This is a genomic window from Amycolatopsis sp. NPDC114503 (assembly GCF_055633655.1).
Genome location: NZ_JBVKDT010000002.1, coordinates 562,684 through 583,547, shown reverse-complemented (window position 1 = coordinate 583,547; position 20,864 = coordinate 562,684). Strand labels below are relative to the sequence as shown.

At 67.1% G+C, this 20,864-nt stretch carries 29 protein-coding genes; 24 read left to right on the top strand and 5 right to left on the bottom strand.

Features of this window, described 5'->3' with window-relative positions:
- Positions 1 to 114 precede the first annotated feature (114 nt).
- The 18 genes from ACZ7OI_RS10595 to ACZ7OI_RS10510 all read left to right on the top strand — a co-directional run bounded on the left by ACZ7OI_RS10595 (position 115) and on the right by ACZ7OI_RS10510 (position 10,636).
- Positions 115 to 1,356 carry an MFS transporter gene (locus ACZ7OI_RS10595; RefSeq protein ID WP_470263918.1) on the top strand — a complete coding sequence of 414 codons (1,242 nt, stop codon included), beginning with the start codon at positions 115 to 117 and terminating at the stop codon, positions 1,354 to 1,356.
- Positions 1,357 to 1,375: 19 nt separating this feature from the next.
- A complete protein-coding gene (locus ACZ7OI_RS10590) occupies positions 1,376 to 1,573 on the top strand; it encodes an MbtH family protein (protein ID WP_470263917.1) in 198 nt (65 codons plus the stop codon).
- Between the two features lie 154 nt (positions 1,574 to 1,727).
- Positions 1,728 to 3,302: a recombinase family protein gene (locus tag ACZ7OI_RS10585; protein WP_470263916.1), complete on the top strand. Its 1,575-nt coding sequence runs from the start codon at positions 1,728 to 1,730 to the stop codon at positions 3,300 to 3,302.
- Between the two features lie 295 nt (positions 3,303 to 3,597).
- The gene (locus tag ACZ7OI_RS10580) at positions 3,598 to 4,038 is read left to right on the top strand and encodes an Lsr2 family DNA-binding protein (RefSeq protein WP_470263915.1); all 441 of its coding nucleotides are present in this window, start codon (positions 3,598 to 3,600) and stop codon (positions 4,036 to 4,038) included.
- Between the two features lie 17 nt (positions 4,039 to 4,055).
- On the top strand, positions 4,056 to 4,697 hold the full coding sequence (locus tag ACZ7OI_RS10575; RefSeq protein ID WP_470263914.1) for an Lsr2 dimerization domain-containing protein: 642 nt from the start codon (positions 4,056 to 4,058) through the stop codon (positions 4,695 to 4,697).
- A gap of 26 nt (positions 4,698 to 4,723) precedes the next feature.
- Entirely contained in the window at positions 4,724 to 5,167 is a 444-nt protein-coding gene (locus ACZ7OI_RS10570; RefSeq protein WP_470263913.1) for a hypothetical protein, read from the top strand.
- The gene (locus ACZ7OI_RS10565) at positions 5,164 to 5,466 is read left to right on the top strand and encodes a hypothetical protein (RefSeq protein WP_470263912.1); all 303 of its coding nucleotides are present in this window, start codon (positions 5,164 to 5,166) and stop codon (positions 5,464 to 5,466) included. Before ACZ7OI_RS10570 ends, ACZ7OI_RS10565 begins: the two co-directional genes overlap by 4 nt.
- A 715-nt stretch (positions 5,467 to 6,181) precedes the next feature.
- On the top strand, positions 6,182 to 6,550 hold the full coding sequence (locus ACZ7OI_RS10560; protein WP_470263911.1) for a hypothetical protein: 369 nt from the start codon (positions 6,182 to 6,184) through the stop codon (positions 6,548 to 6,550).
- Complete coding sequence (locus tag ACZ7OI_RS10555) at positions 6,547 to 6,957, top strand: DUF3846 domain-containing protein (protein ID WP_470263910.1); 411 nt, start codon at positions 6,547 to 6,549, stop codon at positions 6,955 to 6,957. The genes ACZ7OI_RS10560 and ACZ7OI_RS10555 overlap by 4 nt, the downstream gene beginning before the upstream one ends.
- On the top strand, positions 6,957 to 7,379 hold the full coding sequence (locus tag ACZ7OI_RS10550; RefSeq protein WP_470263909.1) for a hypothetical protein: 423 nt from the start codon (positions 6,957 to 6,959) through the stop codon (positions 7,377 to 7,379). Before ACZ7OI_RS10555 ends, ACZ7OI_RS10550 begins: the two co-directional genes overlap by 1 nt.
- Positions 7,376 to 7,789 (top strand): GNAT family N-acetyltransferase, encoded by a 414-nt coding sequence (locus ACZ7OI_RS10545; protein ID WP_470263908.1) that lies wholly within the window; start codon positions 7,376 to 7,378, stop codon positions 7,787 to 7,789. Before ACZ7OI_RS10550 ends, ACZ7OI_RS10545 begins: the two co-directional genes overlap by 4 nt.
- Positions 7,782 to 8,009 carry a hypothetical protein gene (locus ACZ7OI_RS10540; RefSeq protein WP_470263907.1) on the top strand — a complete coding sequence of 76 codons (228 nt, stop codon included), beginning with the start codon at positions 7,782 to 7,784 and terminating at the stop codon, positions 8,007 to 8,009. Before ACZ7OI_RS10545 ends, ACZ7OI_RS10540 begins: the two co-directional genes overlap by 8 nt.
- 108 nt (positions 8,010 to 8,117) lie before the next feature.
- Positions 8,118 to 8,456 carry a hypothetical protein gene (locus tag ACZ7OI_RS10535; RefSeq protein ID WP_470263906.1) on the top strand — a complete coding sequence of 113 codons (339 nt, stop codon included), beginning with the start codon at positions 8,118 to 8,120 and terminating at the stop codon, positions 8,454 to 8,456.
- On the top strand, positions 8,453 to 8,893 hold the full coding sequence (locus tag ACZ7OI_RS10530; protein ID WP_470263905.1) for a hypothetical protein: 441 nt from the start codon (positions 8,453 to 8,455) through the stop codon (positions 8,891 to 8,893). The genes ACZ7OI_RS10535 and ACZ7OI_RS10530 overlap by 4 nt, the downstream gene beginning before the upstream one ends.
- A 4-nt stretch (positions 8,894 to 8,897) precedes the next feature.
- A complete protein-coding gene (locus tag ACZ7OI_RS10525; protein WP_470263904.1) occupies positions 8,898 to 9,425 on the top strand; it encodes a molybdopterin-binding domain-containing protein in 528 nt (175 codons plus the stop codon).
- Between the two features lie 7 nt (positions 9,426 to 9,432).
- Positions 9,433 to 10,017, top strand: coding sequence for a DUF4314 domain-containing protein (locus ACZ7OI_RS10520; protein WP_470263903.1), 585 nt, complete (start codon positions 9,433 to 9,435; stop codon positions 10,015 to 10,017).
- A complete protein-coding gene (locus tag ACZ7OI_RS10515; RefSeq protein WP_470263902.1) occupies positions 10,014 to 10,331 on the top strand; it encodes a hypothetical protein in 318 nt (105 codons plus the stop codon). The genes ACZ7OI_RS10520 and ACZ7OI_RS10515 overlap by 4 nt, the downstream gene beginning before the upstream one ends.
- Positions 10,328 to 10,636, top strand: coding sequence for a hypothetical protein (locus tag ACZ7OI_RS10510; protein WP_470263901.1), 309 nt, complete (start codon positions 10,328 to 10,330; stop codon positions 10,634 to 10,636). Before ACZ7OI_RS10515 ends, ACZ7OI_RS10510 begins: the two co-directional genes overlap by 4 nt.
- A gap of 977 nt (positions 10,637 to 11,613) precedes the next feature.
- Here ACZ7OI_RS10510 and ACZ7OI_RS10505 read toward each other — a convergent pair.
- Positions 11,614 to 12,291: a haloacid dehalogenase-like hydrolase gene (locus ACZ7OI_RS10505; protein WP_470263900.1), complete on the bottom strand. Its 678-nt coding sequence runs from the start codon at positions 12,289 to 12,291 to the stop codon at positions 11,614 to 11,616.
- 88 nt (positions 12,292 to 12,379) lie between these two features.
- Here ACZ7OI_RS10505 and ACZ7OI_RS10500 point away from each other — a divergent pair, with 88 nt between their 5' ends.
- From ACZ7OI_RS10500 to ACZ7OI_RS10475, 6 genes are all read left to right on the top strand, one after another.
- Positions 12,380 to 13,576: a helix-turn-helix domain-containing protein gene (locus tag ACZ7OI_RS10500; RefSeq protein WP_470263899.1), complete on the top strand. Its 1,197-nt coding sequence runs from the start codon at positions 12,380 to 12,382 to the stop codon at positions 13,574 to 13,576.
- Positions 13,577 to 13,819: 243 nt separating this feature from the next.
- Positions 13,820 to 14,668, top strand: a complete 849-nt coding sequence (locus ACZ7OI_RS10495; RefSeq protein WP_470263898.1) for a helix-turn-helix domain-containing protein — start codon at positions 13,820 to 13,822, stop codon at positions 14,666 to 14,668.
- Between the two features lie 361 nt (positions 14,669 to 15,029).
- Positions 15,030 to 15,641, top strand: a complete 612-nt coding sequence (locus tag ACZ7OI_RS10490) for a hypothetical protein (protein ID WP_470263897.1) — start codon at positions 15,030 to 15,032, stop codon at positions 15,639 to 15,641.
- Positions 15,642 to 15,645: 4 nt separating this feature from the next.
- Positions 15,646 to 16,260, top strand: coding sequence for a DUF3558 domain-containing protein (locus ACZ7OI_RS10485; RefSeq protein WP_470263896.1), 615 nt, complete (start codon positions 15,646 to 15,648; stop codon positions 16,258 to 16,260).
- A complete protein-coding gene (locus tag ACZ7OI_RS10480; protein WP_470263895.1) occupies positions 16,260 to 17,546 on the top strand; it encodes a hypothetical protein in 1,287 nt (428 codons plus the stop codon). The genes ACZ7OI_RS10485 and ACZ7OI_RS10480 overlap by 1 nt, the downstream gene beginning before the upstream one ends.
- Before the next feature lie 3 nt (positions 17,547 to 17,549).
- On the top strand, positions 17,550 to 18,293 hold the full coding sequence (locus ACZ7OI_RS10475; protein WP_470263894.1) for an ESX secretion-associated protein EspG: 744 nt from the start codon (positions 17,550 to 17,552) through the stop codon (positions 18,291 to 18,293).
- 162 nt (positions 18,294 to 18,455) lie between these two features.
- Here the strand turns inward: ACZ7OI_RS10475 and ACZ7OI_RS10470 are convergent, their stop codons facing one another.
- The 4 genes from ACZ7OI_RS10470 to ACZ7OI_RS10455 are packed head-to-tail and all read right to left on the bottom strand — an operon-like array spanning position 18,456 to position 20,858.
- Positions 18,456 to 18,707 carry a hypothetical protein gene (locus ACZ7OI_RS10470; RefSeq protein ID WP_470263893.1) on the bottom strand — a complete coding sequence of 84 codons (252 nt, stop codon included), beginning with the start codon at positions 18,705 to 18,707 and terminating at the stop codon, positions 18,456 to 18,458.
- On the bottom strand, positions 18,704 to 19,669 hold the full coding sequence (locus ACZ7OI_RS10465; protein ID WP_470263892.1) for a glycoside hydrolase family 25 protein: 966 nt from the start codon (positions 19,667 to 19,669) through the stop codon (positions 18,704 to 18,706). The genes ACZ7OI_RS10470 and ACZ7OI_RS10465 overlap by 4 nt, the downstream gene beginning before the upstream one ends.
- Positions 19,666 to 20,541 (bottom strand): hypothetical protein, encoded by an 876-nt coding sequence (locus ACZ7OI_RS10460; RefSeq protein WP_470263891.1) that lies wholly within the window; start codon positions 20,539 to 20,541, stop codon positions 19,666 to 19,668. The genes ACZ7OI_RS10465 and ACZ7OI_RS10460 overlap by 4 nt, the downstream gene beginning before the upstream one ends.
- A complete protein-coding gene (locus tag ACZ7OI_RS10455; RefSeq protein ID WP_470263890.1) occupies positions 20,538 to 20,858 on the bottom strand; it encodes a hypothetical protein in 321 nt (106 codons plus the stop codon). The genes ACZ7OI_RS10460 and ACZ7OI_RS10455 overlap by 4 nt, the downstream gene beginning before the upstream one ends.
- Between the last annotated feature and the right edge of the window lie 6 nt (positions 20,859 to 20,864).

Genomic DNA, 20,864 nt, shown 5'->3' with positions numbered 1-20,864 from the left:
GGTTGTCGAGTCTCGGCTGCGGTCTGGTGGTCCGGCGGGTTCCGTGGCTGGGGCCGGTGCGGCAGCGGTTCGTCTGGCAGGAGTTTCGCGTGTCGGGCGTGAGGGAGGCGGCGCATGAGCGGGATCGTCGGCAATCGCGACTACCGGCTTCTGTGGACCGGTCAGGTCGTTTCCGAGGCCGGGTTCAATACGACCACCATCGCGTTTCCCTTGCTGGTGCTGGCGCTTACCGGGTCGGCGGCACAGTCCGGGCTGGTGCTCGGGGCTGTCGCGATCAGTCAGCTCGTGGCCGGATTGCCTGCCGGGGCGTTGGTGGACCGGTGGCCTCGCAAGCAGATCATGCTCTGGTGCGAGGCCGCGCAGGCGGTCGCTGCGGGCGGGTTGGTGCTCGCGTTGTACTGGGGCGTCGCGCAGGTGTGGATGCTCGTCGTGGTGGCGGCTGTGATGGGGCTGGGCCGGGCGTTGTTCGAGCCGGCCGAAGAGGCCAGTTTGCCGCGGTTGGTGGCTGAGGAGCAGGTGCCCTCCGCTGTGGCGATGAATGCCGCCAGGACCAGTGCGGGGCACTTGTCCGGGACTGCGCTGGGCGGTTTTCTCTTCGCGGTGGGGCGGGTCGTCCCGTTTCTCTTCGACTTGGTCGCGCACGTGTTCGCGTTCGTGTCGTTGTTGTTCGTGCGGTTGCCTCGGCAGCCGGAGCGGGCGGAAGGGGCTCCGCCTCAGCATCTCGGGCGGGAGATCGTCGAGGGGCTTCGGTGGGTGTGGTCGCGGCCTGCGTTGCGGGCGACTGTGTTGTGCGTGGTCAGTTTGAATCTGTTCTTTTCCGCTTATTATTTGGTGATCATCGTGTTGTCCACTGAGCGGGGCGTGCCCGCCGGGGAGATCGGCGTGATGGCGGCGATGCTCGGGGGCGGCGGGATTCTCGGGTCGTTGGCCGCGCCGTACCTGCATCGGTGGATTAGTGCGTACGGTCTGGTCATCGGGGTGTTCTGGGCGTTGACCGCGCTGACTCCGATTGCTGTCTTCGTGCATAATGGGTATGTGATGGGGGCGTTGTTCGCGGCTATTGCGTTTTTGCCCCCTGCTGCCAATACTGCTATTGCCACTTATCAGTTGCTGTCCACTCCGGACGAGTTGCGGGGGCGGCTGGGGGGAGTGCTGGGGGTGACCGGCGGGTTGGCCGCGGCCGCTGGGCCTGCGTTGGGCGGGTGGCTGGTCGAGGCGTTGCCTGCTGTGACGGCGGTGTTGGCTTGCAGCGGGTCGATCGCGGTGGTGACTCTGGCGACTACGTTCAGCCGGACGTTGCGGGGGTTGCCTGCTGCGCCTCGGGTTCGTGAGCTTGAAGAGACTTCTGGTCAGTGACGGAGAAAGGGAGTTTTTAATGGACGACGGTGCTGAGTTTCAGGTTTTGGTCAATGAGGAGGAGCAGTATTCGCTGTGGCCGGGGGGCAAGGAAGTGCCGGCCGGGTGGCGGGCGGATGGGGTTCGGGGGAGCCGGGAGGAATGCATGAGGCATGTGGACGAGGTGTGGACGGATATGCGGCCTCGTTCGCTTCGGGAGCGGATGGCGGCTGAGTAGCTGGGGTTTCGGCTCGTCGCCTGGCGGCGACATTGCGGGGTGATTCTTGGGCGGGCACCCCGAAGCTGAGTGTGACTACGGCGCGGTGGTGCTTGTCAAGGCGGGAAAGCCGAAAACTTGTTTATGACACAAAGGGTTTGTGACTGTCTGGCCCATGACCCGGACAGTCATTACCCCTTCAGTGTTTTCCCCTGTCAAAGCCATTATTTACCTGCGGTTGTCGGATCTGAAGCCCGACGATCTCGACGAGCACGGCAACGGCAAGACGTTCAGCAGCCGGGAGCGGAAGCTGCGCGAGTTCGCGAAGCGGCTCGGCTGGACCGTCTTCAAGGTCATCATCGAGAACGACGTCAACCGGAAGAACGGGAAAGCCCGTAACGCCTCGGCGTTCAAGCGCCGCAAGGTGACCCTTCCGGATGGCACCACGGTGATGCGGGTGGTGCGCCCGGGGTTCCGCGAGACCCTGGGCCACCTTCAGGCCGGGCGGGCGAACGGCCTGCTGGCCGAGGACCTGGACCGCACGATGCGCGATCCCCGGGACCTCGAAGACTTCATCGACATCGCCGAGGAACGCAAGGTCAACGCCCGGTCTCTCTCGGGCTCGCTGACGTTTACCGACGGCGGGACCGACGCCGAGATCACGCTGGCCCGGAACATGGTGTCGTTCGCGAACGCCGCGAGCCGGGCGACGTCCCGGCGCGTCTCGGACGCGCGTGAGCGGCAGGCCAGGGCCGGTACGTGGCACGGCGGTCGACGGCCCTTCGGGTTCGAAGAGGACGGTGTCACGAAGGTCCCGGCCGAGGCCGAGGTGGTCCTCGATTGCTCGGAGCGGGTCGTCCAGTTGAACCAGAGGACCCGGAAGCTGTGGAGCCTGCGCGACCTTGCCGCGGAGCTGCGCGAGGGCTCGGTGCCGACGGTCAGCGGCGCGCCGTGGTCTTCACCGATTCTGCGGAGCATTCTGCTGCGGCCCCGCAACGCCGGGATCTCGTCTTACAAGGGCGTGGAGCTGGGCAGGCTGCCGGGCGAGGCCATCGTGGGAATGGACCTGTACCGGGCGGTGGTGCAGCTGCTGACCGACCCGGCGCGGAACACGCGGGAGCCGGGAGTGGGCAACGCGCCGCGCTGGCTCGGCACCGCCCTTTATCTCTGCGGGATCCACGGGAACGGCACCTCGTGCCACGTCAAGTCCAACGGCAACGGCCACAGCCGCACACCCCGCTACAAGTGCAAGGCCGCCCACCACCTCGCCCGCCACGCGATCAATGTCGACACGTACGTGCAGGCGACGCTGCTCAACCGCATCAGTCGCGATCCGAGGTTCGTGGAGGCGTTTATCTATCGGGCTCCGGAGCCGGAGGTGGACGTCGAGGCGCTGCGGCTGGAGGCGGAGAGCATCCGCGTCAACCTGGACGGGCTGGCGAAGGATCACGTGCTCGGCTTCGTCGACAGGTCTCAGCTGCGCAGCGCCACGCAGGCCGCCCGTCTCCGCCTGGAGGCCATCGACCGGACGTTGTCGGCCTCGGTGGTCGAGTCGCCCTTGCTGTCTCTGGTGGGCATCGAGAACGTGGGCGAGGTGTGGCAGGCTCAGCCGCTGAGCAGCAAGCGGTTCGTGCTCGACACACTCATGGAAGTGACCCTCAACCCGCCCGCGCGGCGGGGTTCGCGGTTCGACACGGCGTCGATCGGCATCCGGTTCCGGGACACCGGCGAGCTGGAGGCGGCCGCGTGACCGTACCGCCGATCGGGTGGTGATCAACAGAGTGATAACGCCGGTGGTCTAGTCCATACGGATTACTTTCACTCTGTCGTGGATGTGCGGGGTTCCGGTAAACGCCGTGCACTCCGCACATTCTCACCCTCCGAATTCCTTTGTCCGTTTTGTAACCCGTTCAGCCCAGCCGCTCAAGATCGGTTGCAGAGCGAAAATTGCCGTTGTTGAATCCGGATGCCCCCCAAACGGGGGGTGGGCTTGCACACGGGGGGTGTGCAAACCGCAATGACCCGGACAGGAAGTGTTACCACTCATGGTTCATGTTGCACTGATCGTGGTCGTGGAAGAGGAGGGCTCTTACGACCACGGGGCGAGTGCCGAGGGGGCGCGCGCGACGTTGTACGAAATCGATCTCGATTCGCCGCTCGGCGAGCGGGATGTTCATCGCGTGCTGAAGAACCACCGTCGTCCGATGCGCGGCCGTTCCGCCGACCTTCCGGCGGTCGCGCCGGAGGAAGAAGACGACGCGGCCACCGTCCGCGAATGGGCTCGCCGACAGCGGCTGCCGGTGAGCGCTCGGGGCCGTATCCCCGAGCAGATCCGCAGGCAATACGACAAGGAGCGGGAACGGGCACGCCGGAGCACGGTCGCCGAAGCCGTGGAGCAGGCGGCTGTCGATCAGGGAGAGTGCGCGAGCGTCGTGCAGCTCCAGAGCTGCCGGCGGCGTCGCAGCGGCGCGCCTGGCTCGGACTGAGGGCGGGGTCAGCTCCGATGGCACAGAAGATCGAAACCAAGGTCACCTACGTGGACGACCTGGACCCCTCCCAGGACGCCACCGCCAGCAAGACATTCGAGGTCGGCAACCGCAAGTTCGGCATTGACCTGTGCGAGGCCAACGCCGAGCGGTTCGACAGCGACTTCGGCGCGTGGACGGACGGGCTGGTGAAGCGGACGTTCGCGGTCGGCAAGAAGCTGTACACCCGGTGGCTCGGCCCTGACGACGCCGAGGCGTTCGACCGCATGGTCGCCTACTGGAGCAAGGCGGCGAAGCGGGTCCGCGACGGCGAGGCGACGACGCGGCCTGCGGCGAAAGCCCCGCTGCGCGGCACGCTGGAGACGATCCGGCCCGAGCCGGTGCAGGGCCAGTCGTGGTGGATGGACCCGCCACGGCCGATCAGCACGAAGACGGCCAAGGCGTTCTCGGAAGCTCGCGGCATCGTGCGCGCCTGGGCGCGCAAGAACGGGTGGCCCGACCTCGGCGCACGCGGCATCGTTCCGCACGCCGCGTACGAACGGTGGTTCGCGGAAGTCTGGTCCGCCATGGACGTTCCGTCGTGGGACCGGCTCGACCGCGAAGTACCCGGCTCCGGCCGCAAACGCGCAGCCAAACCGCGCCGTCGCCGCACGAAATAAGCACCAGCACAACGCGATTGGACACCATGTCAGCCAACGACGACGAGAACACCGACGTCGACGAGTACCTTCGCAACAACCCGAAGTGCGCCGAGTGCCGCAAGAAAGGCCACGACTTCCCCGACGAGGACGACGTTCCGATTCTGGAGGCGTACAACGACTCCGAGGCCACGCACGAGCAGGTCTTCGTCTGCGCCCGATGCGAGTGCAGGAAACGGGCGCGGTTCCGGATCGCCATGCGGCGCGGGCGGGTCGTCAGCTATGTCGAGCTGGAGCCGCGGTCCAGTTACCCGGCAGGCTATGTCGCGAAAGGGAAGCGGATCGGCCGTCGCTACGTGCGTGAGGTCGCGATCCGGGAAGCCTTGGAGCGCACGGTCGCACACACTCGCCGCGTCAAGAGTGCCAACCGCAGCGGGAAGACTGCCGTCGCTCGCACGGGCCGCAGCGGCCGGAAGGCGGTGGCAGCGTGACCGCCCAACCGGTGTTCGGCTCGCTCGTCTGGAGGATGTGGGCAGGGCATTGCCTCCTGCTCGCCGCGCGGTTGCGCAGGCCTCGCGGCGTGCGGATTCTGCTGGACGACGGCACCGAGATCCCGTGCGACTGCGCCTTCGAGGGCCTGATGGACACCGGCGAGGTGCTGTGGTCGGCGTCCCCGGCCGACGGCAGGAACGTGCCCGCCGACCGCCTGCACGGGGTGGAGGTGGACGACCTGCCGCCCGGCGCGACGCTCGGGCTGTGCGCCGACCTGGACCACCCGGCACCTTGGTGAGCAGCAGCGAACTCCGCAGCGGTCGGCGGTAGCGGGCTCGTCCCTGGGCTGGCCAGCCAGCAACGGGGGCGTGCGGGGGCTGCGAACGACGGAGGGGCATCGGTCAGGATCGGCAACCCTGACCCGGACAGGAATCGAATGGGAGATTCTGGCCGGTACTCGCAGCCCCTGGAAGGAGGCCCGGCGGGTCGAGCAGGCGGCGGCTCGCCGGGTCAATCCTCGCTTCAGAAGGAATCACGATTCACGCGCACCGCAGCAACGCGGGAGCGTCGCGGGGTTATTAGTCGACACCTGTTGAAAGATCATTGACCCGAGGCTTGGCAGGGCGGACTTCGCATCGGCGGGCGAGCACGATAGAGTGTCGGCCGTCGGTTCCATTCGATGTACCCTTGTCCGGGTCATTTAAGGGTTGCTGACAGGCGGTCCCCGGCGTTCGCGTCGGGGACCGTTCCCTTTTCAAGGTGGATACCCGCAGGTCAGGGCGTCCCTTGAGAATATCGGGTCACTGTTATTGTCCGGTTCGCCGCCTGGCGCCTACGATTAACCAGTGCCTGTAAATGGGCAGGCACAAGACCCGGACAGTCCCTCGCAACGCTTCCGCAATCGCTGCCGCGCGCGTCATTTCGACTGGTCAGGCCGCTTCGCGGCCCGATCTGCCGTGATCTCGCGTGCCGCTCCCGCACGCGGTCGCGGGGACATTGCAACCCTTGAAAGAATGGACCCGGACATCATGAATGCCGATTGCGGCACCGCGTTTGCCGTGCGCGCAAACGTCTACATCGACATAAAAGGCGGACAACTCGATCCGCGGTTCGAGGCATACCTGAACGACTATCCGAACGCCGAAGGGTACGCCGAGCCGCGCTTCGCCAAGCCGGTCGCCGAAGAAGTCGTCGCCTGGACCAACCGGATCGCCGAGGACGACGAGGAATCCCCTCGCTGCGAATGGTCGCAGGAGGGCTACGTGCTCGTGTTCACCCCGGACAGCCCGTTCCGGCCTTCGGCGGTGGTGCAGCCCGACGACGACGGCCGCTACGCCCTCGGCCTCGGCTGGGCGTGGCAGGTCGAGGAGGCCGACCAGTGAGCGACGTGCGCGGCCTCGTCGTCACCCCGGACGGCATGATCGAGGAAAAGCTGTTTCCCCCGGCGGGCCAGGACTTTCTGGACGCCCTGAGTTCGGTCATCAACTGCGACTCCGTCGAAGCGGTGCGCCTCGACGCGGACGGCCTCGACGCCACGATGTACGCGGACGAGCACGCCCACCAGGTGCAGCTCCCGATCCCCAACGAGTACGCCACCGTCATCGTGTACGGCTTCAACGGCACCGTTCGCCAGATGTACTACGGCACGGCCGTGTTCCTCGGCGGCCCCGACGGCAAGGGCGACGACACCTCGCTGTCGGACAAGGCGGACATCTGGCTCCGCTATCTGATGTTCGAGATCAAGCGCGGGCGCCTCGGCATCCGCCGCGTCCCAGGAGGCCAGTTCTGATGACCGAAGAGTCCGCTGTGGTCCATCCGGAGTACTTCGCTTTCGAGATCGGCACCATGAGCCTCGCCGGTGCCGTCACCGACCGCGGAGACGGCCGGTGCACGGTGCGCGGCAGGTTCCGCGACAGCCTGACCGGTGCCGCTGACCACTTCCGATTCCGTTCCGTGACGCGGGAATCGTTCGCCGATCTGGTCCGGTCATTCGCCGACAACATCGCACCGGCACGTGAATCGTCGTACGGCTTCTGGTGCGAAGCGCATTACGCGGAACTGGAGGGCAAGCCTCGGTTCGTCCACGACGAGAATGCCCGGACCTGGGATCTCGACCTGAGCGACATGGAATGCCCGCACGGCGATGACCTCCTGGACTGCCGTCCGACGTGGCGCATGGGAAACGTTGCGCTGGAAGGACATCCGCGATGAGCGGCGAAGGAGGACTCGCCCGGATCATCCGGGAGATGATCGTGTTCACCTGGCAGTCGCAGGCCGAGCAGTACCCGGCCGAAGGCCCGCCCGGCATCGGCTACTTTCGCGGCGACCTGTCGGCCGGATTCGGTCCCGGCGCCTACGTCGACTGCCTGCTGTTCCGCGACGCGGCCGGAAGCCTGGTCGGCATCCTCAACCACTACCCGCAGGATCTCCCGCCCCACGAGAAAGCCGGGGCGATCACCGTGTTCGTCCGGCCGGACCGGCAACGCCGAGGCATCGGCACGAAACTCGTGCAGGAAGCGATGTCCCGCTGGCACATCGACCTGTTCAAGCAGCAGTGCACCGCAGAAGGCTTGCCCTTCGCCGAATCTCTCCTGCGAGCAAGGGACCGGGCCGATGGCTGACCGGTTCTGCTCCTTCGGCACGGGCACGGAGGCCGCCACGCATTTCGTCACCTACTTCAAGAACGGCGACGAAGGACGCTACTGCTGCCCGGCGCACCTCGGCGAGGCCGTCGACGCCGTGCTCGGCGACCCGCGCACCAGCAAGCGCGCCGACGCGACCGTGAAACGACTCCCCAGAAAGGAGACCGCCGACAGTTCGGTGCTGTGTTTCCCGGTCTGATCCGGAAAGCCCTGCATTGACTCCGCCGCCTGATCTCTTCGGAGGCAGGCGTGCGGTGTCCATACAGGACAGTCATTGACCCGGACAGGATCAGGAAGGACCACGGCAATGAACGACGAGCCCGAATCGATCGCGGACAAGCGGCTGGCCGACGCCGACACCGACGTCATCTGGCAGCAGCTCGGCCGAAAGCTCCTGCTGGAGGTCAGCGCCCGCGACCTCGTCTACACCGACGACGGGGTGATGTTCCGTTACGGCCCGTACCGCCCCGGCAAGCACCGCAAGATCATCGTCAAGCTCAACGGCCGCGACCTCTACGAACTGGAGGTCGGCTACTACCGGCAACCGGATTACACGTGGGTCGTCGTGCGACAGGAGTCCGATGTGGACGTCGAATCGCTGCGCGACGCGGTGCGGCGGCTGGCCGCGAACGGACTGGACGCGTGAGCGTCCGCTTCCGGCTCGTCCCGGCGGCGCAGCACGAGCCGGAAGAACCCGAGGACAGGTGTGACCAACCCGTTCCCGCTCAGCCGGAACGGCGGGGAAAGGGGCGGCCCGCGATCGGCGGCCCCATCCGCCAGGAACTCGGCGACGACCTCAAAGCGCTGGTCGAAACGTGGGCGCTGGGCAACGGCACCAACCGTGCCGCCGCCGTCCGGATCCTCTTGCGGCGGGCCGTCGAACAGGAGCTGAGCCCCACCGCGCGCTCCGTCCTCGTCGACGGCGACGACCTGCGCGTCCTGCTCCTCCGGCTCCAGGCCGGCGGCCTCCGCCGCGCGCGCTTCGCATTCGACACCGGCCTCACGGTCCAGCTCAACGACGGACCGTGGACGGCCCCGCTCGGACACCTCGACCACTCCGCACCGCACCAAGAAAAGGGCTGACCCCATGAACCCCGACACCTACTTCGCCACGCACGACCTCTGCGAAGCGCTGCGTGCCCCGTCCCAGCACGACCCGGCCGGGCGGCCGATCGGCACTACCCTCCCCATGGGCAGCGAGACCGCGTTCCGGGCACAAGCAATGGCCTGGCTCGGCGCCACGTTGTCCGCCGTCACCCTCAGCAATGCCGACTGGTCCGAGACCTACGAGTACTTCAAGGGCCTGGCCGACCCGGCCTTCGCCGCCGAGGTGGCCGAGGACTGGACGGTGAAACCGCGCCGCGTCGACGCGGTCCAGCTCACCGACGCGAACCGCGGTCGCATCCGCGCCTGGATCGAAACGGCAGGCGGCGAAGTCGTCTGGACCGGAACCAGCCCGGACGAACGGAAAGCCCTGGCCCTGAACACTCGCGCCGGGGAGGAGACCGCTTGCTCGGGCGATTACATCGTGCACACAGGCGGCCGGGTCGGCTGGACCGTGAACCGCAAGGGCGAGTTCCTCGCCGACCACGACCGCACGCCGAACGGCCGGTGAGCCGCCCGTGGACGCCGACGCCCGCGCGTTCTTCCGCCGGACACAGCTGCCTTGCCCCGTCCCGCCCGGCACTCGTGTCCGCCTGACCGGCCCGATGAGAAACGACCCCGACCCGGTCCCGGTCGGCACCACAGGAACCGTGACCGGCGGCAACGGCAGCCAGCTGTGGACGAAATGGGACAACGGCCGCTCGCTGATGCTGCTGGCGGGCAAGGACCCGTACGAGGTGATCGGCACCGACGTGGACGAGTTCGCCAGCCTGCTGCGCGACGACAACCCCGAGTTGCAAGACCTCAAACTCGACCTCAAACCGGCCGGGCACGTCGTGCTCAGCCTGATCCGCGTCCACCGCGATCAACGAGGCTACGGCGCAGCCGAACGCGCGATGCGCCTGATCACCGTCTGGGCGGACTTCCACGGCCTCGTGCTCGCCGCCACCGCCTCGCCTGTCGAGTCCGAACGCCCCCAAACCAAGGTCACGCGGCTCAAATACTGGCTCGGACGGCACGGATTCCGTCTCAACCAGGGCCGCAGACACGACGCCGAGATCAGCGAACGCTACTACCGGACACCGAGGACTGAACGCACATGAACGAGTTCCCGCCCCCTCCGAACATTCAGGGCAACTACGCGGGGGCCTGCGTGGCGTGCATGACCGGCACCGACACCGGCCTCGCCTTCATCGGCGACGCCGAGTTCGCCGCCGCCGGCCTCGTCGCTCTCGGCATCCCGCAGGCCCAGGTCCCGGTGATTCTCGCTGCCGCGATCGGCAGCACCGACGGGCACCTCCCCGAAGGAGATCTGCCCGTGGTCGTGCGCGTCTGCGCATCCTGCGCACGCACAAATGAACTGGAGGTCGGACTGTGGCCAGATATCCCGCTCTACGTGAAGAAAACTCTGCCGTGACCGTTCCCCAGGTAGCCGAACTGGCCGCACTCGAGGACGTGGTCGGCGACCTGCCAGACCCAGGACTCCGGGAACTGGCCACCCTCGTCAGCAACCTCACCGTCCGTGTTCAAACCGAGCTGGCCGCTCGCAGACGCGGCCGGACAGGGCTGCCGCACCTGAGCCCCGCCGCTGTCGTCCACTTCCGCACGCGCGCGTCGTGCGTGTTCTGCCGACACGTCTACCTCGCGAACCTCATCACCGATCACCTGCTGACCGAACACCGTCAAGACCTCGAACAATGGCGGGCCCGACGAGTCGTCTGATCCTTCGATCCAGCGTCAACAGGTCCCCGGCGCGACCACTCGCACCGGGGACCTGGTTGCCCCGCAACCCGCGCCGCACGGGGCCAGGACCGTCGGATCGGCGGATTGGACAAGCGTGAACAGCCACTATCGTGCCTAGCCGGGGCAGGTGCGATCAACAACGAGATGACATGCACCAGTGAAGGGGCGAAAACTATGGAGAGCACCGAAAACGAGGCCGAGAACATAAGCTCAGCGAAGCGGCGGCGTCGCTGGCCATGGATTACCGGGGGCGTCGTTGCCGTCGTCGTGGCGGCCGGGGTCATCGGCGCGTTCAACGGGGACAAACCTGCTCGCGACAGTGCATCGGCGCCGACAGCGCCAGTCTCAACGCCAGCGAATCCAGCCAGCGCGTCGGCGGCCTCGCGGCCAGTCAGCCCGGGCGCGCCAGCGTCTAGTTCGGCAGAGCGCCCAGCGAGCACACCACCTGCTCCGCCGGCCAATCCAGCCGACAAGCTTCGCGCAGTCTTCCGCGCCGATCACTCAGGCAAGCCATGGTTCGGCAAGGTAACCGCGGTCGACCTCGACGGGCGAGGCGTGATCGGCCGATCGACCCTGACCGACGGCGACCGAGAAACACTCGCTGCCTGCGAAGCGCTGCGCAGTTCCGCGACAAAGGCCACCGTCGACTTCCAATCCGTGGCCATCCGCGACGCGAGGGACAAGACCGTTTCCCACTGGAGCGGGCTCACTGGAGACCCCGCCTGCACGAGCTAGCGCGGGTTTAGCCGTTCGCAGACGCGCAGCAAGCGCGTTCTGCGGACACAACTGTCGCGTCTCGCCACGCACCTACTGTTCGAACACCGCCGACATCGAACAACGGCGGCCCCGCTGAACGGCCTAATCCTTCGACCCCGAATTAGAGCCCGGTGCGATGACTCACGTAGGGGTCTCCCACTCGTACCGCATCCGATCGGGAGTGTCGCCAATTGCATCAGTCAGAACCTGAGTCCGGACAAGGAAGTCGTGACCTCCGTAGCGCCAGCGTCCCGCAATTCCGCTTCGCTAGTCTTCCCGGTGGCTACCCCGATGACACGGACGCCTGCGGACAAGCCAGCTTTGACATCGTTTGGAGTGTCGCCGACCAGCACGACGTGGTCGTCCTCGAAGTGCGTGCCGGTTCGTTCGCCAGCACGCCGCCGAGCAATCCGCACCAGTTCCGATCGCTCGGCGTGGTCGTCTCCAAAAGCGCTGCTGTCGAAGTCGACGAAACTCGCCAGCTCGAAGACCTCCAGCTTGATACGTGCGACCGCGCGCAGATTGCCGGTCAGCACCGCTTGATGAACAGAGTTGTCCAGAGCGATCTGCGCGAGCGTTTCACGAGCACCGGGCAAGGCTCGGCCTACTGTTGCCAGCTCCTCGCGAGCATTCTGGTAGCCCTGGATCAATGCGTCGGCCAGTCGGGTCACTGCTTCATCGGTTGGTTCTATTCCGTTGATCCGCAGCGATTCGGCCATAATGTCCAGCTCGGTGCGCCCAGCGATCGTCGCCAGCTTGGCAAGCGGCCTTCCTGTCGCCGCAGGGAACGCCCGGTCGTAGATAGCCCGTCCAACGCCTCTCGTCTCGATAAGAGTGTGGTCGATGTCCCAGAGCACCAAGGTACGAGCCACGGTCATGCACAGAGTGTGCCATCGGTGACGGGACGAGCGAGAAGCGTTACCATTCGCCCTGGTCACAGGCCCGGCAGGGAGGTGGCGCTGGATCATGGATGACCATCTGGCTCGCACGGTCGGCGACCGGGTGAAATTCTTCCGTACTGCGGCCCGCCAGGCGAAGACCGTCGTCGCGGGCCTGGTCGGCGTCACGCCGGACTACCTGTATCAGATCGAACGAGGCACCAAACTCCCGACGATTCCGGTGCTCGCCAGGCTTGCGGAAGTGCTCAGAGTTGAACCGGGAGACCTGCTCAACGCGATGCCCGCCGACCCGGCGAAAGGCGCAGCCACGACCGTGTCGGCTGCCGGAATCTATCGTGCGATGACCGCGCCGCGTTCGGTGAGTCCAATCGATGTGGAGGACCTCAGACAGCAAGTCCGAACGGCGTGGTCAGTTTGGCAAACGTCGGGTCACCGCTACAGCACACTGACCACTGACCTACCCGAACTCATCGATACGATCGAAGCCACGGCTCGTCACGTTTCAGGAGCTGAAAGTCGGCAAGTCCATGCTGTCGCAGCAGACCTTAACGGCTTGTTGAGGACGGTAACCAAACGTATCGGACGAGCGGATCTATCCCTGCTCGCGGCGGACCGTGCTCGAAACGCTGCTGAGCAAGCGGACGATCCGGTCCGGATCGCGGGTGCGCACTGGAATCTCGCACAGGTTCTCCTCGCCGACCGTCGCGCCGATGAGGCTGAAGACCTGGCCATGTCCGCCTTAAACGTGCTCCGCGCCTCCAGCGGTGGCGACGTCCTGAACGCGACGGCGCTGTCCGGAGCGCTTCTGCTGGTCGCAGCGGTGGCTGCCGTCCGCGCGGGCAAGGTTTGGCCGGGTCGGGATCGGCTGAGGGAGGCGGCTTCGCTCGCCGAGCGCGTCGGCGACCGAAATACCTGCTGGACTGCGTTCGGCCCGATCAACGTCGCAATGCATGCCGTCACCATCGAAGTCGAGTCCGGAGAGGCAGTCGAAGGGTTGCGGCTCGCGGCCAAGGTGGACCACGAGCTTTCGCCGTCGATAGAGCGGCGGGTGGCCTTCTTGCTCGACCAAGCCAAGGGCTACCTCCAACGAAGGGAACACCCGGCGGCGCTGGCTCTCCTCAAAGCCGCGGAGACCGAAGCCCCAGAGGACGTCCGCTTCCGACCGGCTGCGCACGATCTTGTCCGAGCCGTCATGAAACGAGGGCGTCGCAACGATTCCCGCCAAGCGGCGCAGCTTGCCGTTCAGATCGGTCTGCCTTCCTGACCTCGAACCCGGCCGGGCGCGGTACCCGAACTGACAGTTCGGGTTACTCGCCGGTAGCAGTCGTACCGTCTACGCGAGATTTCTCGCTACGGAGAGGGTGCCTGCGTCCGCAGTCGCCGCGCCGGAAGGGGTGGTGAGCACGGTGGGCCGGTGGATTTGGAGCGATAGCGCCGAGGTGCTGGCGGGCCCCGAAACCGGTGGGGACGTGCTTCCCGCTGATCAACAGAGTGCGGATGAGGGCGCGTGAACCCGCCTTTCGGCCGCAAACAGCCTCGCATCGCCATCTTGGGCGCTCTCCTGCGGAAGGTTCGGGAGGATGCGAGATTCGGTGTCCGGGAGCTTGCTCGTCGTATCGGTGTGCCCGCTGCCGAAGTTTCGTCTTGGGAGCTCGGCCTGCGCGGAGCCAACGCGGAGATCGTCGCTTCGATACTGGGAGCCCTCGGTGTCGTCGGCGACGAGAAGCAGTTCATTATGAGCATCGCCCGCAGCACCGAACCGAGCGTGACCATCCTCGGTAACCAGAGCACCGCTGACCATGCCGAGACGCTGCGTGCCTGCGAAGAGACGGCAGAGTCCGTGACTCTTTGGCACCCGCTGGCCATACCCGAGCTGCTGCAGCTGCCTGAATACAGCCAGGCCGTCCTCGCTGCACAGGGCTTCTGCGCCGACGATGCGAAAGAAATCACCGATCAGCGAAAACGGCGCCGCGTCGCCTTCGTCGGGAAGAACTCGAAGAAGCTCACCGTCTACCTGGGAGCGCCGGCCCTCGCAGACGAGATCGCCCCGCCGGTCACGATGGCTCGGCAGCTGCGGTTCCTCGGCAATCTCTTCACCAACGCTGCTGCCGAGGTCGCCATCCGGATCGTTCCGTCCGATAGCGCATGCTTCGGGTTTTCCAGCCCGTTCGCGCTTTATGGCCTGCGTCACAGCACGTTCGTCTATCTCAACCATCAGGCCGCTGGGTCATTTGTTCCGGACCACGACGGTCACTACAGCTGCCTCGTTGATGAACTTGACCAGTGTGCGCTGCCACGGCGGGAGTCGTTCGCCGCGATCATCCAGGGGACGACCAAGTTCCACTTGGCCAGCTAAGGAATCGCAGCTGCGACGGTGTCGCCGAGACGCTCCGGGGCCGGCCGCTTGGTCCTGGCCGTGTACTCCTCTTCGCTCTCTGCTCATCCCTACGCTGACGGCTAGCTTTGTGATCAAGGTCGGTGCCCGGCTTGCCAGCGGCTGGTAACACAGGCCCGCCGTCCCGCCCACGTATCTGCAGGTCAAAACGATCTCGGCCACGCCAGTTGTTACATTCTGCTGACAGCTCTCCGCCTTCGCAGCTACAGTGACGACGCGACCACACAACGTCGCACAACGGGGAGCGGCGGAATCCGCCGTACGCAGAGGGCACGACGAGCTCGCCACGCAACGGGCGGCCGTCATGGAGAGGGGCTACTGCATGCCGGAGGGGCAAAGCGGTCTGGACCGCGTCTACCAGCAGACTACGTCGACCGATCAGCCTGCGCCGCCACCAGGCGCACCGCCGTTGCCGCTGTCGAGCGGCGGCCCGGTCGCGACCTCGGGTCCGCCGGCCTCAGGTGGCGGTGCGCAGCTGCCGACGGGGCACGCCGGGTACATCAGCCCGGAAGAGCAGGCCCAGCGCAACGCCCAGGTGATAGCCGGGCAGGTGATGCCCAATCCGGCCGGGATCATGATCGCTACACAGCAAGTAGCGCAGGATCTCAGCGCGACCGCCGCGGTGGCCGGGGGCGGCTTCAAGATGGACATCGACGCCATGCGCTCGTTGCAGCCGGACTGGCAGGCGATTGCCGACAAACTCAGCGACATGATCCGAAAAGCCCAGGTCTTGCCGCATCTTCGGCAGCCTGCGGAAGATCCCGGTAGCACGATGCAAATCCAAGCGGCGAAAGGCCATGCAGCTGCTTACCTGGCCAGTCTTAACCAGCAGAGGTCGTATGCGCAGGGCTATGCCGACCAGCTGAAAAAAGCGATCGATGCCTACGAGAAGCAGGACCAGGCGCACAGTGACCGCCTGCGCAAGCAAGGATGACAACGTGACTAAGATCAACGCTCTCGCTGCCTTGTCCGCCGTTCTATTGCTGACGGCTGCCTGCTCTTCTGCTCCCGGCACCGCAAACCCCTCACCGTCGAGCACCGCCTCGGACCCGTCCAGCGCAGGCCCGTCCAGCACGGCACCAGGCGCCCCGAAAGTGACGGCTCCGCTCAACGCCGGCAAGTACGAACAAGATCCCTGCGCGTTGCTTACCCAGGAGCAGGTCAGCCAGTCCATCGGAGGCGTGCGCAACAACAGCAAAGACAGCAGCGGCGGCGTCCCGATGTGCAACTGGCACGGCGAAGACGGCAACAACATCAGCGTCGGTCTTATTAAGGGACAGGGCGGTTTGTCAGCCTCCTATAAAAACAGCCAGGTCGGCGGGGGCGGATATTTTGAGCCAGCACCGGACGTCTCTGGTTACCCCGCGGTATTCAGTGCCGCTTTCGACGACCGCAAGAGCGGCGGTTGCGAAATCGCGGTCGGCATCACGGACGACGAAGTGTTCACCGTCGGTGCGGGCCTTCGTCCGAGTTCCCCTTCATACAGCGATCCGTGTTCTTTGGTGACCAAAGCGGCGGGGCTTGTAGTGGCTAAGCTGAAAGAAGGTGCGTGATGGGTCAGGAGCTCTCGGCGCAGCAGATCGTCGAGCTGGTGAGCAAGGGTCCGGGTTCCGACGACATGTTCCACGGCTCGACCGCAAGCGGCGATCTCTCGACCCAGCACAACGACGTCGCCGATCAAATGTTGCAGTTGCAGGGCAAGATGAGCCAGTACTGGCAGGGCGACGCGGCGGGGCAGGCCAATGCAGGCGCGGGTCCGCTGGTGCAGGCGTCGAAGGTCAGCGGCCAGCATTTGCAGCAGACGGGAAACCTCTACAACGGCCAAGGCGGCTCCTACAATACGTTGAAGTCGAAGGTTCAATCGGTCGGTGATCTTGGTACGCGGCCGAGCGACGATTTGGTCAGCGGTACGTGGTTCTCGTTCTTGAGCAACCGGGCCGATCAGATCAAGCGGTGGGACGAGAAGGCTCAGGTTGTCGTCGACAGCTACCACGGTTATTACGGCGAGTCTCAGAACAATTCCGGGCAGTGGGCCAGCCCGTCTCAGTACGGCCAGTTGACCATGCCTTCTGCGGGCGGTGACTTCTCCATCGCCCAGCCCGGTGGTCCGGGCGTCGGGCACACGCCTTCGCCCTACGCCCCGGGGGGCCATGGCCGTGGCGGAACCTCGGGCGTGCCCGGCTCGGGTGGTTACAGCGACAGTTTCGGCGGAACCGGCGGTCCCGGGTTTTCCGGGGGGACCGGTGGCCCGGGAGGTTCGGGCGGCAGACCGCATTCGGGCACAGCGGGCGGGCCGGATGGCAGCCCGGTCGGCGGCACCGGCACGCATGCTCCCTCCGACGCGACCCGCACCGCCGGCTACGCTCCGCCGTCCGCCACGGACACCGGCAATCCGAACTACTGGATCCCCAACGGCGGCCAGCCCGGCGGCAACAGCAACAGCAACGCGACCGGGGGCGGCACCGGTTTCGCACCGGGTGGTGGCTTCGGAGCGGGCGGGTTCGGTCCGGGCGGCGGCTTCGGCCCCGGCGGCAACAGCTCGGGTGGCTACGGATCCGGCAACGGCAACAGCAGCGGCGGTCTCGGACGAGGCACGGGTGCTGGGACCGGTGCAGGTGCCCTGAACGAGGGCGCATCGGGACGGCCCGCCGCCCCGGCGAGCGGAGCGGCCGGTCGACCGGGTGCTGCGGGCATGGGCGGCATGGCGGGCGGGGCGAAGGGCCGCAAGGAGGAAGAGGACCAGGTCCACAAGACCGCGGACTACCTGCTTGAGCAAGACCCGGATGACGCGCTCGTCGGCAAGCTCCCAAAGTCGGTGCCCCCGGTGATCGGTGCGTAGCAGATGCTCGTGCTCAACTGTGAGCTGCTTCTGCCGGTCGACTGCCTCTCGTTGGCCGCCGAGCACGTCGGGGCGTCGCTTCCGTCGGTGTTGACCGGCGAGCCGGTGTGGCGGGACCCGGATCTGACCCGGGAACACCAAGACGCCGCGGTGCAGGCCCTAGCCAGCCAGGGAACCTGGCGCGGCGGCGGGCTGACCTCGGAATTCGCCCGGACTATGACCGTGTTGTGCCGTGGCGCCCGGGAGCTGTCGGCGATCGTGAACGCCACTGCCGATCGTCGTTACCGCCTGCTGGTCACCGCGGAGGGTTCGGACGCGGTGTTCGCCTGCTACGTGCCCGCTTCGAAGCAGATCCTTATCCGGCCAGCTCGTCCGGACGCGCTCGCCGAGGAGTTGATCGGCGAGCTGCCGCGCGCGCAGCCGGGAACCGGGCCGGCTTTCTCGGTCCCGGAGGCGGACCTGAAACTCGTCATCGACGGTGCCGCACCTCACCGCGAGGCACGGCGGGTCATCGACGTAGCGAGTCTGCCGCGCACGGGGGCAGGACAATTCGTCGCAGCAGTGCGCGACCGTTTCGGCGGACATCGCACCAGCGGCGGCAACGTCTGCACCTATTACGACACTTCGGCCGGCCGCTACCTCTTCTCGGTGACCGGAGAGGGCGACGGCCGATATGTCAACGTCGCTCCGGCTCGGCCGGAGACGATGGCCCGGCAGCTGCGTTCGTTGTTCGACAGCCTCCGATGAGGTGATCCGAACCGAGCCGCCTTCAGGACCCACAACCTGTAATCTCGTTGCGAACGGGCCGGAGCCGCCCTCCCCCTTTACAGTTCCGGCCCGTCCCTACGTGCGAAAAAGCCCCGATACCTGTGGAACACAGGTATCGGGGCTTTTTCGCAGGATGCATGGTTAGTCTCGGACCGGCGGTGTTTGAGAACCGTCCTGCATTCGGCCCGCACTCGATGATGGTGTCGCTGATTCATTGGGTTTGGCGCCAAGAACAGCGCCGGTCCCGAGCAGGGCCGAGCCGAGCGCGATGACGAGCGCGGCGGTTTCAGGGGCGACGTGGACTCCGGCGAGGGCGAGCAGGCCGACGACGGCCGGGACGGTGAGGGTTCCCCAGAGCGCGGCGAAAGCTTTGCGGTAGCGGCACGGGTTCATCGCTTGGCCTCCGTCTCCAGGCCGAGGCTGTAGGGAAACTCGCTCTGAACGAATGCGGTGAACTGGTCGGTCCCCGACGGGGCTTCGACGTAGACGCGGGTCGCGTCGGAGGCGACACCGGTCCAGGTCTTGTCCACTGTGTATGAAGCTTTCGGTCCGCCGGCGATGGCCATGAGCCGGACCCGCTCGGCTCGGCCGATGGCGCACTTGAACGACAGCCATGCCCTGTTGACGACCTGGCTGACCGATCCGACGGGGATGGTGAAGACGTGGCAGCGCTCTTTGAGTTTGCCGTTGGCGTCGCGACCGGTCCCGTCGAAGGGATACGGGATGGCGGGCATGTCGTTCTCCGTTTCCGCGGTGGTGTCGGCGGAGCTGAGCCGAAAAGCGGCGAGGTCGCCATGGTTGAGGTCGACGCGGCCGGACACGCCGGGAAGGCGGCCTCGGCTCGTGTACTGGTGCAGGTCGACGCGGCCTCGGTAGGAGGTGATCGCGTGCCGGGCGCCGTTGTTGGGGCCGTAGGAGGCGCACCAGGTGCGGTCCCAGTCATACGGCCAGGTGTCGGGGCGGAGGCTGGCCAGCCAGGACGCGGAGGCGTAGAGGACCACGACCGGGTACGCCTGGTGGACGGCCTCGAGGAACGCGCGCGCGAACCCGGGCCGCGCGGCGTAGGGAATGGCCCCGGTTTCCAGGTCGAGTGCGGGGGCGAGCTGCCCGCCGAGACGCCGGTACTGGTCGAGGAACACCCGTGCCTGCTGCGCGGCGTTGCCGGGCTCGGCGAAGTGGTAGCCGCCGTACGGGATTCCGTGGGCGGAGCAGCCTTTCGCGTAGGCGTCGGCGGGTGTGGCGGCGCCGCCGGTGCCGTCGGAGTATTTGACGTAGGCGCCGTCGACGGCGGCGGCGAGCTGCGGCCAGCTGGTGACGGGGTTGTATTTCTCGTAGAGGTCGACCAGAACGCTCACGGTCCGCCCCTCCTAGCTGTTGAGGGCGGTTCCGGCGTTGCGGTGCCGCTGTTGTCGGGTGGGTCGGTTGTGGACGGTGGCGTGATGGCGAGGACGCATTGCCAGGTCTCGGCGGTCGCGGCGTCGGCCAGTTGCACGCGCAGGCGGGCGAAGGTCCCGCCGCGCGGGCAGAGGGTGTCGGGGTGCTGGGCCAGGTAGGCGGTGAACGCGGCGTCGATGTCGTCCGCGGTCGGCGTGCGTCCGTCCTGTCCGGTCGGTCCGTCGCGGCCTGCTGGTCCGTCGGTGCCGGGCTGCCCGTTGGTGCCGGGCTGTCCGGGTGCGCCGGACGGTCCTGGCGGGCCGGAGGGCGGCGGGTTGGCGGCCAGGTAGGCGGCCAAGGCGGCGGAGAGCTGCGGCGGTGCCGGTTCGGCCGGGGCTAGCGGGTGGGCGGCGAGGTAGCGGGCGACGGCCTGGCCGAGGTCGGCGGTGGTGGGGTCGGCGGGCAGGGTCGCCAGGACACGGGCGGTCGCGGCGGCCACGATGACCTCGCTGTCGGCGGCCTTGCCGGGCTCGGGGATCGGCACCGGCCGCTGCCCGCGCTGGACGAGTTCGGCATTGGCTTGCTCGCCCTGGGTCCGGGAACGCTCGGCCTGCTCGCGCAACGCGGACACGGCCGCGTCGGTGGAGGCGGCGCGGCCGTAGAGGTTGAGCACGCCGACGCCGGTGGCGAGCGCGACCAGCAGGGACACGGCGACGCTGGCGAGGACGGCCCATTTCCAGGCGCGGCGCACTTCGTCCCGGGCGGCTTGCCGGGCTTGGCGGGGTGCTTCGGCGACGGCGTCGTGCACGCCGCGCCGCAGCTCGGCCATCACGTCCGGAGGGTCGCTGTTCATCCGGGCCACCCCCGCTTCCGCAGTTCGGTTTCGCGGGCGGAGAGCAGGTCGAGCAGCCGCAGGACTTCCCGCTCGGCCTCGTCGCGCTGGCGGCGCAGGTCGCGCAGGGACTCGTCGATCATGTCGAGCGCCCGGTCGGTCTGGCTGGCCGGTTTCGGCGCGGTGGCCTCGGTTTTCGGCGGGGCGGCGCGTTGCTTGATCTTCTCCACCGCCGCCGGCATCACGGCGGCGAGCAGTGTCCCGACGGCGGCGGCGATCGCGAGCGCGGCGGCCAGCCAGGGCGGGCCGACCGGGGCCGCATCGGCGGCGAGTGCCACGACGCG